This window comes from Pseudomonas sp. 1L-E-NC-VB-C3 (genome assembly GCF_057291535.1).
The window spans coordinates 135,672-148,254 of sequence record NZ_JBXAWD010000011.1; the positions used below are offsets into that span (position 1 = coordinate 135,672).

Annotated in this window: 11 protein-coding genes; 4 read left to right on the top strand and 7 right to left on the bottom strand. The window is 60.6% G+C overall.

Annotated elements, in window-relative coordinates:
• Positions 1-63 precede the first annotated feature (63 nt).
• Complete coding sequence (locus AC0Z5Z_RS19095; protein WP_071172808.1) at positions 64-495, bottom strand: nuclear transport factor 2 family protein; 432 nt, start codon at positions 493-495, stop codon at positions 64-66.
• 529 nt (positions 496-1,024) lie between these two features.
• On the opposite strand from AC0Z5Z_RS19095, the gene mqo reads away from it, so the two are divergent.
• Entirely contained in the window at positions 1,025-2,671 is a 1,647-nt protein-coding gene (gene mqo, locus AC0Z5Z_RS19100) for a malate dehydrogenase (quinone) (protein ID WP_041480875.1), read from the top strand.
• A gap of 245 nt (positions 2,672-2,916) precedes the next feature.
• Here mqo and AC0Z5Z_RS19105 read toward each other — a convergent pair whose 3' ends face one another.
• Entirely contained in the window at positions 2,917-3,345 is a 429-nt protein-coding gene (locus tag AC0Z5Z_RS19105; RefSeq protein ID WP_095180270.1) for a nuclear transport factor 2 family protein, read from the bottom strand.
• Between the two features lie 441 nt (positions 3,346-3,786).
• Between AC0Z5Z_RS19105 and AC0Z5Z_RS19110 the strand changes: the two genes are divergently transcribed.
• Complete coding sequence (locus tag AC0Z5Z_RS19110; protein ID WP_150635014.1) at positions 3,787-4,596, top strand: OBAP family protein; 810 nt, start codon at positions 3,787-3,789, stop codon at positions 4,594-4,596.
• Positions 4,597-4,730: 134 nt separating this feature from the next.
• On the opposite strand, the gene AC0Z5Z_RS19115 is transcribed toward AC0Z5Z_RS19110, so the two are convergent.
• Positions 4,731-5,501, bottom strand: a complete 771-nt coding sequence (locus tag AC0Z5Z_RS19115; RefSeq protein ID WP_485611533.1) for an alpha/beta hydrolase — start codon at positions 5,499-5,501, stop codon at positions 4,731-4,733.
• Positions 5,502-5,612: 111 nt separating this feature from the next.
• Between AC0Z5Z_RS19115 and AC0Z5Z_RS19120 the strand changes: the two genes are divergently transcribed.
• Positions 5,613-6,572, top strand: coding sequence for an aldo/keto reductase (locus tag AC0Z5Z_RS19120; RefSeq protein WP_252876501.1), 960 nt, complete (start codon positions 5,613-5,615; stop codon positions 6,570-6,572).
• Between the two features lie 333 nt (positions 6,573-6,905).
• Here the strand turns inward: AC0Z5Z_RS19120 and AC0Z5Z_RS19125 are convergent, their stop codons facing one another.
• A complete protein-coding gene (locus tag AC0Z5Z_RS19125; RefSeq protein ID WP_150635015.1) occupies positions 6,906-7,799 on the bottom strand; it encodes a LysR family transcriptional regulator in 894 nt (297 codons plus the stop codon).
• A 96-nt stretch (positions 7,800-7,895) separates the two neighbouring features.
• Between AC0Z5Z_RS19125 and AC0Z5Z_RS19130 the strand changes: the two genes are divergently transcribed.
• Positions 7,896-8,372 carry a (R)-mandelonitrile lyase gene (locus AC0Z5Z_RS19130; protein WP_056789169.1) on the top strand — a complete coding sequence of 159 codons (477 nt, stop codon included), beginning with the start codon at positions 7,896-7,898 and terminating at the stop codon, positions 8,370-8,372.
• Between the two features lie 322 nt (positions 8,373-8,694).
• Here the strand turns inward: AC0Z5Z_RS19130 and paoC are convergent, their stop codons facing one another.
• The 3 genes from paoC to paoA are packed head-to-tail and all read right to left on the bottom strand — an operon-like array spanning position 8,695 to position 12,466.
• The gene (gene paoC / locus AC0Z5Z_RS19135) at positions 8,695-10,893 is read right to left on the bottom strand and encodes an aldehyde oxidoreductase molybdenum-binding subunit PaoC (RefSeq protein WP_485611534.1); all 2,199 of its coding nucleotides are present in this window, start codon (positions 10,891-10,893) and stop codon (positions 8,695-8,697) included.
• A complete protein-coding gene (locus AC0Z5Z_RS19140) occupies positions 10,890-11,846 on the bottom strand; it encodes an FAD binding domain-containing protein (RefSeq protein WP_485611535.1) in 957 nt (318 codons plus the stop codon). The genes paoC and AC0Z5Z_RS19140 overlap by 4 nt, the downstream gene beginning before the upstream one ends.
• Positions 11,843-12,466: an aldehyde dehydrogenase iron-sulfur subunit PaoA gene (gene paoA / locus AC0Z5Z_RS19145; RefSeq protein ID WP_150741064.1), complete on the bottom strand. Its 624-nt coding sequence runs from the start codon at positions 12,464-12,466 to the stop codon at positions 11,843-11,845. The genes AC0Z5Z_RS19140 and paoA overlap by 4 nt, the downstream gene beginning before the upstream one ends.
• Positions 12,467-12,583 lie beyond the last annotated feature (117 nt).

Here is a 12,583-nt window from a genome sequence, read left to right on the forward strand (position 1 = left end):
GAGCGGGCTTGCCCGCGATTAGGCCAGCTCGGGCAACACTGAATCAAGCCTATGTGCCCTTAATCAGAACCTGAACGCCTGTCGTCCCACCAACAACCATTTCCCACCCTGTTTCTGCCAGATCTGGAAATTTTCGATCTCGGTCGGAATCACCTCAGTCCCCTTCAACGCCTGCGCGGAGAAGTGGTGGCGCACCAATGCGGTATCGCCGGACATCGTGATGGTCTGCTTCTGCATCTCCAGGGTCTTGAATGCGCTGCGGCCGGTTTCGATGTCGGCGATGAATTCCTGCTTGTCCTGAATCTTGCCGCTGGAGTGGCCGTAGGTCAGGTTCGGCGCGGTCAGAGCGTTCAACTCGGCGATGTCTTTATGCAGCATCGCCTGAGTCAGGTGATCAACTGCTTGGGCGACTTCTCTTTCCGCCGGGGCAGGGGCGGCCATGGCGCAGGCGCTGAAGGCGCAGAAGAAACCGATGAGGAGGCGGGATTTGGTCATGTTGTTTCCTTGTTGTTATTGGGTTGGGATGACTGGCTTTGTTCGTCAGTCATCGTACAACTTAGCAGGTTATTTTCTCCATGAACAACGAGCCGTTGGCGCTGATTTATCAAGTTGCGATGCGTATCGCGCAAAAAACTTTGCAGGCCAATGCCTGATCACGGTCATGTTTGGTGGCCCATGGCCGATAAGCCCCAGAGCGGAAAAAGACTTTCAAGTCGGGAACAGACGCGCGGGTTCGCCCTGACGTGATATTCTCCGCGCCAAATTTGCTTTGACTTAATTCGGTTGGCTGGCCTTTTCGGCGGGCCGACGGGATCCCTGTCGCTCAAGCAGCTGAAGCCAATAACGATAAGAAGTCAGTTCAGAAGGGACATTAACTGAGGTCGATGCCACATGTCGGCCTTGTGTGCCCACCCGTCAATATTGAAGTGTGCCGGATTGCGCGACGCCAGCCTGAGCGTCAACAAAGCGCAACGCAGACTGATAACAACGACGGGCGGAAGGCGTTTTATCATAGGTGCAACAGATGTTTAAGAAAGTGAACACAGCCTTGCTCGGTCTGGCTTTGGCGATGGGGATGTCGTCTGCCAATGCTGCCGAAGCCAAGAAAGTTGATGTCCTGCTGATCGGCGGCGGCATCATGAGCACCACCCTGGGTGTGTGGATCAATGAGCTGGAACCGACCTGGTCGATGGAAATGGTCGAGCGCCTCGATGGCGTCGCCCTGGAAAGCTCCAACGGCTGGAACAACGCCGGTACCGGTCACTCCGCCCTCGCCGAGCTGAACTACACCCCGGAAGACGACAAGGGCAACGTGACGATCCCGAAAGCCGTCGAGATCAACGAAGCGTTCCAGGTTTCCCGTCAGTTCTGGGCGTGGCAGGTTCAGCAGGGCGTGCTGAAGAACCCTCGCTCGTTCATCAACACCACTCCGCACATGAGCTTCGTGTGGGGCGATGACAACATCAAGTTCCTGAAAAAGCGCTACGAAGCGCTGCAGGCGAGCCCGCTGTTCGCTGGCATGCAGTATTCCGAAGATCCGGCTGTGATCAAGAAGTGGGTACCGCTGATGATGGAAGGGCGTGACCCGAACCAGAAAATCGCGGCCACCTGGAGCCCGCTGGGTACGGACATGAACTTCGGCGAAATCACCCGCCAGTTCGCCGCTCACCTGCAAACCAAACCCAACTTCGATCTGAAACTGTCGAGCGAAGTTGAAGACATCACCAAGAACGCCGATGGCACCTGGCGTGTGAGCTACAAAAACCTCAAGGACGGTACCAAGACCGAAACCGACGCCAAGTTCGTGTTCATTGGCGCTGGCGGCGGTGCTCTGCACCTGCTGCAGAAGTCGGGCATTCCTGAAGCCAAGGAATACGCAGGCTTCCCGGTTGGCGGCTCGTTCCTGGTGACCGAGAACCCGACGATTGCCGAGCAGCACCTGGCCAAGGCCTACGGTAAAGCTTCGGTTGGCGCGCCACCGATGTCGGTTCCGCACCTGGACACCCGTGTTCTGGATGGCAAGCGCGTCATTCTGTTTGGCCCGTTCGCGACCTTCAGCACCAAGTTCCTCAAGGAAGGTTCGTACTTCGACCTGCTGACCAGCACCACCACCCACAACATCTGGCCAATGACCAAGGTCGGCATCAAGGAATACCCGCTGGTCGAGTACCTTGCCGGGCAGTTGATGCTGTCGGATGAAGACCGCCTGAACGCGCTGAAGGAATACTTCCCGAACGCCAAGGCCGAAGACTGGCGTCTGTGGCAAGCCGGCCAGCGCGTACAAATCATCAAGCGTGATGAAGCCGCTGGCGGCGTGCTGAAACTGGGCACCGAGATCGTTGCTTCGCAAGACGGCTCGATCGCCGGCCTGCTGGGCGCATCGCCAGGCGCGTCGACTGCTGCACCGATCATGCTGAGCGTGCTGCAGAAAGTCTTCAAAGACAAAGTCGCAACCCCTGAGTGGCAGACCAAGCTGCACCAGATCGTGCCGAGCTACGGCACCCAGCTGAACAGCGATCCGGCCAAAGTGGCTGCTGAGTGGGCTTACACCGCGAAAATCCTCGAACTGCCGACGCCTCCAGCGATCGGTCAGGTAGCTGCTCCGGCGGCACCTGCGGCTGACAAAGCCGTAGCGCCGAAGGAAAACGCTGCACGTGACATGGCTCTGTAAGCAGAACCCTGACACACAAAACCCACTGAACCGGCGACGGTCAGTGGGTTTTTTTATACGCCGGACCTGTAGGCGCTGACGAGTGCAACGAGGCTGCGATCTTTTGACTTTGACTTTGACTTTGACTTTGACTTTGACTTTGACTTTGACTTTGACTTTGACTTTGACTTTGACGTTTGAAGATCAAGATCAGGATCAAAAGATCGCAGCCTCGTTGCACTCGTCAGCTCCTACATTCGGTAGGGTCAGGCTTTCGCGTTCGCCAGGTAGGCCCCCAGGCGCCGACCCATTTCTTCGCCCAGTGCCTGCAACCCGCTCAGCGGCCGTACCATCACTTCAAACTCGACAATCTTGCCGTGCTCATCGAAGCGAATCATGTCGATGCCTTTGAGTTCCTTGCTGCCGACCCTGGCGCTGAATTCGAGAATCACATTCAGGCCATCCGCCGTCGCCAACTCGCGGTGATAGGCGAAATCTTCGAAGACTTCAAACACGGTGTTGAGGATCATCGCCACCACCGGTGCGCCGGGGTAGGGCGTGTGGGCCATGGGCGAGCGGAACACAGCTTGCGGATCGAGCAGTTCGGGCAGGGCTTTGAGATTGCCGCTGCGGATCATCTCGTGCCAGCGCGCGAGGGATGCGGCGACGTTGGGCTGCAAGGCAAGGTCGGGCATGGTCACTCCGGTTTTTATTGTTGTCGGTCGGCAATGACTGTAGATCAACCGGACCGAAAGTGAATCCCCAAGTCTCAGCCTGAATACCGCTTCATGCCCGAAGCGGATCAGATGCGCATCTGATCCGTATTTTTCTGTTTCATCTGCCTCTGTATTCAGTACAGCCACAGTCTCAGAATGCCCCGGCAGTGCGGCCAATCACCCTCCGACCTCATTCCGAAGCGTCCGGTGCACCGCACACCCCGCATCAAGGAGCGCAACATGTACAAGATGGCAATTTTTCTCGGCGGTTTTCTGACCTTGACCATTCTGATTGGCGTGCTGGCGACGATCTCCCCAGTCTGATCCGCACGCAGCTTTTTCGAACTCTGCCGATCTCCTGCTTTCAGTTGCAGAACAGGGCCAGCACGCGCCCGTCACTGACAGTTCGAGGAGTGAAACATGCGTACGACAACCTCGCAGGGACGTTGGGTTCCCATTGGTTTGATGGTCGCCGCGCTGACTGGTTGCGCGATGAGCAATACCGAGTCACCGGTGCAGACACCGGGTCAGGCCAAGGCTTCCGATACTGAAATGCTCGAAGTCGGCGCGCAGTGGTTGCAGGACAAACCGCCGATCCGCGCGTTGAACATGTACCTTGATGGCTTTCATTTTTACAACGGTCATCCCGGCGCGCAGATGGAAGCGCACCATTACTGCTCGGCGCTCAATGAGGAAGTGTTCCAGTGCGTGATCTACGACGGCAACACGGCTGAAGCGAAGTTGATGGGCGTGGAATACATCATCAGTCAGCGCCTGTTTACGCAATTGCCGGCAAAAGAAAAAGCCTTGTGGCACAGCCATGCTCACGAGGTGACTTCCGGCCAGTTGGTCGCGCCGGGCATCCCGCAAGTGGCGGAAAAGCGCCTGATGGAAAAACTCGCCAATACTTACGGCAAGACTTGGCACACCTGGCACACCGATCAGGACAAGCAACTGCCGCTGGGCGTGCCGCAGTTGATGATGGGCTTTACCGCTGACGGTCAGGCCGATGCACAAATGGTCCGCCAGCGCGATCAGCGCCTGGGCATCGACAGTGCCGAGAAGAAGAACGCTCGCGCCGGGATCAAACCGGCACCTGTCGCATCGGGGGCTGACGCGTGGCAGAAGGGCAACGCCGTGCAGCTCAACGACCCGACCGGGCATCAGCACGTCACGCCGCGCTCGGCCACCTCTGGCGATGAAAATGCCCGGAGCGGCAGTCAGCCTTAGCTTTGGACAGTAGCTGGAAATGGTGTTGTCTGTACCGGCGTCATCGCGAGCAGGCTCACTCCTACATTTGAAATGCGTTCCCCCTGTAGGAGTGAGCCTGCTCGCGATGGCGATCCGTCTGATCGCTACATCCTTCAGCGATTCAACACATCCACAATCCACTGCAAATATTGCTCGCGCTCGGAAATCGAGTTATGCCCCGAGTCCGGCACCACCTTCAGCGTCGCCACGCCCGCGGGAAAACTCTCGAACAAGCGCTGCGTGCTGCTGCGTCCAATCACTTCGTCATCACTGGCCGCCAAGAGCAACGTCGGTGCGCGAATATGCGTCGCGTATTTGCCCGATTCGAAACGATCCTTGAGCAACCACTTCACCGGCACCCACGGGTATTGCCGTTCGGCGATTTCCTCGAGGCTGTTGAACGGCGTCACCAGGATCAGATTCTGCACCGGCCGCTGACTGGCCAGGCGCACCGCCACCCCCGAACCGAGGCTGCGTCCGATGACTGCAATCTGCGGGTGGCTGGCATAGACCTGATCGAACAGCGCCAGCGCATCTTCGGCAATCGCGGCTTCCGATGGCGAGCCGGTGCTGCCACCAAAGCCCCGATAGTGCAGGAAATACAGCGCGTAGTCGGGAAACGCCTCGGCGAATTCCGGCAGATTTCGCGAGACGTCCTCGGCATTGCCGCCGAAATAGATCAGCGCCCGCGTTCCGCTGCGCTCTCGGTCAGTCACCCAGACCTCGGCATCCGGCATCGACAGTTTCAAGCGCGAATCCGCTGCAACCACGGCGGCAGGCTGGGGAAACCAGATCAGCGAGCGCTGAAACACGAACAGCGCGGCGCACAGCACCAGGTAAACGGCAACGATGAAAACGACGAGTGACATCAGGGTTCGGGACATTCGGCTACTTTTAACGGGGAGAGAGGTTGGCTGTGGCAGTGTAGTTCAGCGCCTAGGCCTGACAGCCGGCGCACACACCATGCAACAGATCCGCGCAGCAGGAGGACTCGCATGCGCCACACTGAGGGTTATTCCCGCCGCCGCTTGCTCACCCTGGCTGCCCAGGCTGCGGCGCTGTTCACCATTGATCGGGCGTTGGCCAGCAGCGTACCGCCGACCGTCACTGCGCCGCCCACGGCAGGAGACCAGACCATGCAGACCCGCGCCATCCCTTCGAGCTCCGAGGCACTGCCCATGGTCGGGTTGGGCACCTATCGCGGTTTCGACGTCGCGCCGGGCGATCCGGTTTACCGGCAGTTGCCCGCCGTCCTCGAAGCGCTGTTCAGAAAGGGCGGCACGCTGATCGACAGCTCGCCCATGTATGGCCGCGCCGAGCAGACCACCGGTGAACTGCTGTCGATCCACGAACCACGTTCGCCGGCTTTTCTCGCCACCAAGGTGTGGACGCGCGGGCGCAAGGAGGGCATCGCGCAGATGGAGCAGTCCTTCAGTCTGCTGCAAACCGAACGCATCGACCTGATGCAGATTCACAATCTGCTCGACTGGCAAACCCACTTGCCGACCCTGCGCGAATGGCAGGAGCAGGGGCGGATTCGCTACATCGGCATCACCCATTACACCTCGTCGGCCTATGACGAGGTCGAGGCCGTGCTGAAAGCCGAAAAGCTGGATTTTCTGCAGATCAACTACGCCCTCGATGATCGCGCGGTCGAGAAACGCATCCTGCCGCTGTGCCGCGAGCGTGGGGTGGCGGTGATTTGTAATCGGCCGTTTGGCGGCGGTGATCTGCTCGCCCGGCTCAAGGGCAAGCCGCTGCCGGCCTGGGTCTCGGATGTACAGGTCAACAGCTGGCCGCAACTGGCACTGAAATTTCTCCTGGCGCACCCGGCGGTGACCTGTGTGATTCCCGGGACCAGCAATCCGCGCTACATGGCTGACAACGCCGGAGCCGGTTTTGGGCCGATGCTGACCGATGCGCAGCGGCATCAGTTGATTGCGTTGCTGGGCTGATCAGTCCTTAAGCTTCGCAAAGCCCTCCCGGTTAATTGCAAATTGTTCTGAAAAACTGTCAAACCTGACAGTTGGCTGAGCTGTGCCCGATGCCAATCATGCAGTTCCAGCCAAACGGCAGATCAGTCATGAATTTGAAACACCAGAGATTTCTTGGTTTGGCAGGCGTCTGCCTGATATTGACGTCCCTTGAGGTAATCGGCGAAACCGCAGAGTACGTGTGCATGGGCAGCCAGCGAGGCCAAATCGCAATCGTGCGGGCAAATTCTTTATTGGAGGCGAACCAGATAGCCAAGGCAGCGTGGGGGGCTGCCGGCTGCTATAAAAAGTGACTCAACTGCGATAGCGCAACGCCTCCAGCAACAACGCAAACGCCGGCGCTGCCTGGCGTCGGCTCGGGTAGTACAGGTGATAACCGGAAAATGCCGGGCACCAGTCTCCCAGCACCTGGACCAGGCGACCGTCCGCCAGAAACGGCGCAACGACGTTTTCCGGGATGTAGCTCAAACCGAAACCGTCCAGCGCGGCGTCGAGCAATGGGTACACGCCATTCAGGGTGACCTGGCCGGAGACGCGCACTTTGAGGCTTTCACCATCCTTTTCGAACTCCCACGAATACAGTCCGCCATTGGTTGGCAGGCGCAGGTTGTTACAGGCGTGGTCGGTCAGGTCGCGCGGGGTTTGCGGCGCAGGGCGCCGGGCGAAGTAGGCGGGTGAGCCGACCACCGCCATGCGCATGTCCGGACCGATACGGGTGGCGATCATGCCTTGGGCGACGTCTTCGCCCAGGCGCACACCGGCATCGAAGCCTTGGCCGGCGATGTCGACGAAGCCATAGTCACAGCAAACCTCGACGGACACATCCGGGTACTGCGGCAGGAAATCCTGCAACACCGGACGCAGGATCCAGTTCAGCGAATGGTCGGTGGCGCTGATGCGGATCTTTCCCGCCGGGGTTTCGCGCAGGTTGCTCAGGGCGGCCAGTTCCACTTCGATTTCGTCGAAGCGCGGGCCGATGGTTTGCAGCAAGTGTTCGCCGGCCTCGGTCGGCGACACGCTGCGCGTGGTGCGGGTCAGCAGGCGCAGGCCGAGTCGCGCCTCGAGACTGCGAATGGTGTGGCTGAGCGCCGATTGCGACACGCCGAGTTTGGCTGCGGCCTTGGTGAAACTGCGTTCACGGGCGACGGCGAGAAAGGCGAGCAGGTCGGTGGCGTTTTCCCGGAGCATTGATGATCGTCCTGCATAAGTTTTTTCGGATTCTAGTCGATTATCCAAAGAGTGCGGATCGCTACAGTGGTTGCATCATTTATTGGAGGAAAAGCCATGAACCCGATTGCTGCTTCTGCACTGACGCTCTCGCTGCTGGCTGGCGAGGTGTATGCCACTGAAAATCCGCGTGTCACGGTCACACCGAATGGCTCGCAACCGTCGGCCAAAGGCCCGGCGGACTGGTTTACCGGCACGGTGCGGGTGGATGCGCCGTTCAAAGGTACCGACGAGGCGCGGGTCAGTGGTGCGACCGTAACGTTTGAGCCGGGCGCGCGAACGGCGTGGCATACCCATCCGCTGGGGCAGACATTGATCGTCACCTCGGGGGCAGGGTTCGTGCAGGAGTGGGGGCAGCCAGTGCGGGAAATCCGGCCGGGCGATACCGTGTGGATTGCTCCGGGCGCCAAGCATTGGCACGGCGCAGCACCGACGACGGCGATGAGTCATATCGCGATTGCCGAAGTGCTGGATGGCAAGGTGGTGGACTGGATGGAGCAGGTCGGTGATGAGCAATATCCGAAGACCGAGTGAAACCGCGCCCCTCACCCCAGCCCTCTCCCGAGGGAGAGGGAGCCGATTGGGGGATGCTCGAGACGTTCGGCATTCTGCAAGCGTGGTGGTGAATCCACTCGACCCCTAGCACCCCATGCAGGTGCGCTAACAGCATGCTCACCCCAGGCGTCTCCCGGGGGAGTGGGAGCCGACCGAGGTGTCTTGCGATGTGCATCGACTTGAACTTGCCGTTGCGATTATGGATACACAGAAAGACTTTCACGTCGCTGCACATCCTGAATATACCCGGATCGGTCCCCCTCTCCCTTTGGGAGAGGGCTAGGGTGAGGGGCTTTTCGCTTCAGATCATCTCCGGCAACGAATCAAGAATCTTGTCCAGCGTAATCGGATACTCCCGCACCCTCGCGCCAGTGGCGTTGTAGATCGCATTCGCCACCGCCGCGCTCACGCCGCAAATCCCCAATTCACCTACGCCCTTGGCCTTCATCGGCGACGAAATCGGGTCGGTTTCTTCGAGGAAGATCACTTCCTGATGCGGAATGTCGGCGTGCACCGGCACCTCATACCCGGCGAGGTCATGGTTGACGAAAAAGCCCAGGCGCTTGTCCACCGCCAGTTCTTCCATCAATGCCGCGCCGACGCCCATGGTCATCGCGCCGATGACCTGACTGCGCGCCGACGTCGGGTTGAGGATCCGCCCCGCAGCGCACACCGCCAACATGCGCCGTACGCGAACTTCGCCAGTGGCAGCATCGACGGCGACTTCGACGAAATGCGCGCCGAACGTCGATTGCTGATACTTCTCGGCCAGATCACCGAACTCGATGCTGTCCTCGCCGACCAGTGCGCCGCCTTCAGCCGCGTTGCGCAGCGGCAGGCTCTTGCTGCCGACGCGCACCTGACCATCGGCGAACTCCGCCTGATCCGCCGCTAGCCCCAGCTTCTGCGCCACCGCTTCACGCAGTTTCACACAGGCGGCATAGACGCCCGAGGTCGAGCAGTTCCCACCAAACTGACCGCCAGAACCAGCCGAAACCGGGAAGTTCGAATCACCCAGACGCACCACCACATCATCGAGACCAACGCCCATCATCTCGGCAGCGGTCTGCGCGATGATCGTGTAGCTGCCGGTGCCGATATCGGTCATGTCGGTTTCGACGACGACTTTGCCGTCACGCTCCAGGCGCACACGGGCGCCGGACTTGACCAGCAGGTTGTTGCGAAACGCCGCCGCCACACCCATGCCGATCAGCCAACGGCCTTCACGACGGCTGCCCGGTTGCGCCTTGCGCTGATCCCAGCCGAATTTCTCCGCGCCGATCTGCAGGCATTTGACCAGTTGACGCTGGGAGAACGGCCGCTCGGTTTTCACCGGGTCGACTTGAGTGTCGTTAGCGATGCGGAACAGCACCGGGTCCATCTTCAGCTGTTCGGCCATTTCGTCCATGGCAATTTCCAGCACCATCAGCCCCGGCGCTTCACCCGGCGCGCGCATGGCGTTGCCTTCAGGCAGGTCGAGCGGCGCGAGGCGCATGCTGACGCGGCGGTTTTCTGCGGCATAGAGCAACTGGCTCGGTTGCGCGGCCAGTTCGACCTTGCCGTCAGCAAGGTTGCCCGACCAGCCTTCATGGGCAATGGCGGTCAGTTTGCCGTCCGCCGTGGCGGCCATGCGGATGCGCTGAATCGTTGCCGGGCGATGGGTGGTGTTGTTGGCCATTTGCGGGCGGGCGAGGGCGACTTTCACCGGCCGCCCCGCCATGCGCGCGCCGAGAGCGGCGAGGATCACGTCGGCGCGGATGAACAGCTTGCCGCCGAAACCACCGCCGATGTACGGCGAGATCAAGCGGACTTTTTCCTTCGGCAGGCCGAGGGTTTTCGCAATGTCGCCGACACTCCAGGCGACCATCTGGTTCGATGTCCACACGGTCAGTTGATCGCCTTTCCACGCGGCCAGTGTGGCGTGCGGTTCCATCATCGCGTGGGACTGGTCTGGCGTGGTGTAGGTCTGATCGAATTGCACCGGTGCGGCGGTGAAGGCCTTGTCGAAGTCGCCGTGATTGACGTCGGGCAGCTCGTCTTTCGGCTCGACGCCGAGGTCTTTGACGCTGGCCAGATCGAACTTGCCCTCGGTGGTTTCGTAATCGACCTTGACCAATTGCGCGGCGGCGCGGGCCTGTTCGAAGGTCTCGGCAACCACCAATGCAACGGCTTGCTGGTAATGCTGCACTTCGGGACCAGCGAGCAGATGCGCAGCGTTGTAATCACCCTTGTCGAGCTTGCCGGCATTCTCGGCAGTGACGATCGCCAGCACGCCGGGCGCCGCTTTGGCCTCGCCCAGATGAATGGCTTTGATCCGGCCTTTGGCGATCGCCGAATCGACCATGAAGCCGTAGGCCTGATTGGCCGCCGCTTCATGTTGTTCGTAGGCGTAAGTGGCCTGGCCGCTGGTTTTCAACGGGCCTTCGATGCGCTTGGTGGGCTGGCCGACGACCTTCAGGCGGTCGATGGGATTGGTGGTGGCGGGCGTGTCGAATTTCATGCGGTTTCCCTCGCTTGCGCCAACACCGAGGCCAGCGTGCGCTCGACCAGTGTCAGTTTGAATTGGTTGTCATCGGTGGGCGTCGCGCCTTCAAGCAGGCGTTCGCTGACTGCTTTGGCACCCTTGGGCAGCAACGCTTCAGCGGCTTCGACCCGCCACGGTTTCGGCGCGATACCGCCGACGGCCACGCTGCCGGTACCGTCCTTTTGCAGGATCAGACCGACCGAGACCAGGGCAAACGCATAAGACGAGCGATCCCGCACCTTGTGATAAATGTGCGTGCCGCCAACCGGCGCCGGCAGGCTCACGGCGGTAATGAATTCGCCGGGCGTGAGGCTGGTTTCGATGTGCGGCGTGCTGCCCGGCAATTGATGGAAATCGGCCATGGCAATGCTGCGCGTGCTGCCGTCAGGCTTGACCGTTTCGATCTGCGCATCCAGCGCGCGCATGGCGATGGCCATGTCGCTCGGGTGGGTGGCGATGCAAGCGTCGCTGACGCCGATGATCCCCAACTGCCGGGTGACCCCGCCGATCGCCGCGCAACCGCTGCCTGGATTGCGTTTGTTGCACGCCTGGTGGGTGTCGTAGAAGTACGGACAGCGGGTGCGTTGCAGCAGGTTGCCGGCGGTGGTCGCCATGTTGCGCAACTGTCCGGAAGCCCCGGCGAGCAAGGCGCGGGAGAGCAGGGCGTAGTCCTTGCGCACGCGCGCGTCGGCGGCCAGATCGGTGTTGCGCACCAGCGCGCCGATGCGCAGTCCGCCTTCGGGTGTGGCTTCGATCTGGTCCAGGCCGAGGTGGTTGATGTCGATCAGGTGCACCGGGGTTTCGATGTCGAGTTTCATCAGGTCGAGCAGGTTGGTGCCGCCGGCGATGAACTTGGCGCCTTCGACGTGCGCAGCCTGGGAAGCGGCTGCCGCAGGTGAGTCGGCGCGGCTGTAATTGAAGGCTCTCATGCCGGCACCTCCGCAACTTCAGTGATGGCTTCGATGATGTTCGAGTAAGCGCCGCAACGGCAGATATTGCCGCTCATGCGCTCCTGCAGTTCGGCGGCGATCAGTTTCGGCGGCTCGGTCAGGCTCGGGCTGACGTGGCTGGGAATGCCATCGCGGATTTCCTTGAGCACGGCGACCGCCGAGCAGATCTGCCCCGGCGTGCAATAGCCGCACTGATAACCGTCGTGCTTGATGAACGCGGCCTGCATCGGGTGCAGCTTGTCCGGCATGCCGAGGCCTTCGATGGTGGTCACCTCACTGCCGTCGTGCATCACCGCCAGGGTCAGACAGGAGTTGATCCGCCGACCGTCGGCGATCACCGTGCAGGCGCCGCACTGGCCGTGGTCGCAGCCTTTCTTGGTGCCGGTCAGGTGCAGGTGTTCGCGCAGGGCGTCGAGCAGGGTGGTGCGGGTGTCGACTTCGAGGGTTTGCGGTTTACCGTTGACTCGCAGGGTAACTTGACTCATGGCCGGTTGCTCCAGACTGGCCGCGTAGGCCTTGAGGCTGATAAAGGGGGGCATAGCGAACGCCGTCGCGGTTACGGCGCCGAGGATCATGAAGTTGCGTCGGGAAATCGGCATGGTTCGATTCCTTGTCTCTCATCGGGCGGCAGGATTGCAAAAGGCCCAAACGGGCGCGCCGGCATGCATGCCAGTCTCGTAAAAGGAGTGACCGCAGCGGGAGGGAAAAGGTTTTGT

What these genes read in the sequence shown, in the direction of transcription:
- mqo (WP_041480875.1), top strand. Translation starts at nt 1,025, where the DNA reads ATGTTTAAGAAAGTGAACACAGCCTTGCTCGGTCTGGCTTTGGCGATG.
- AC0Z5Z_RS19120 (WP_252876501.1), top strand. Translation starts at nt 5,613, where the DNA reads ATGCGCCACACTGAGGGTTATTCCCGCCGCCGCTTGCTCACCCTGGCT.
- paoC (WP_485611534.1), bottom strand. Translation starts at nt 10,893, where the DNA reads ATGAAATTCGACACGCCCGCCACCACCAATCCCATCGACCGCCTGAAG.
- AC0Z5Z_RS19140 (WP_485611535.1), bottom strand. Translation starts at nt 11,846, where the DNA reads ATGAGAGCCTTCAATTACAGCCGCGCCGACTCACCTGCGGCAGCCGCT.
- AC0Z5Z_RS19125 (WP_150635015.1), bottom strand. Translation starts at nt 7,799, where the DNA reads ATGCTCCGGGAAAACGCCACCGACCTGCTCGCCTTTCTCGCCGTCGCC.
- paoA (WP_150741064.1), bottom strand. Translation starts at nt 12,466, where the DNA reads ATGCCGATTTCCCGACGCAACTTCATGATCCTCGGCGCCGTAACCGCG.
- AC0Z5Z_RS19105 (WP_095180270.1), bottom strand. Translation starts at nt 3,345, where the DNA reads ATGCCCGACCTTGCCTTGCAGCCCAACGTCGCCGCATCCCTCGCGCGC.
- AC0Z5Z_RS19115 (WP_485611533.1), bottom strand. Translation starts at nt 5,501, where the DNA reads ATGTCCCGAACCCTGATGTCACTCGTCGTTTTCATCGTTGCCGTTTAC.
- AC0Z5Z_RS19110 (WP_150635014.1), top strand. Translation starts at nt 3,787, where the DNA reads ATGCGTACGACAACCTCGCAGGGACGTTGGGTTCCCATTGGTTTGATG.
- AC0Z5Z_RS19130 (WP_056789169.1), top strand. Translation starts at nt 7,896, where the DNA reads ATGAACCCGATTGCTGCTTCTGCACTGACGCTCTCGCTGCTGGCTGGC.
- AC0Z5Z_RS19095 (WP_071172808.1), bottom strand. Translation starts at nt 495, where the DNA reads ATGACCAAATCCCGCCTCCTCATCGGTTTCTTCTGCGCCTTCAGCGCC.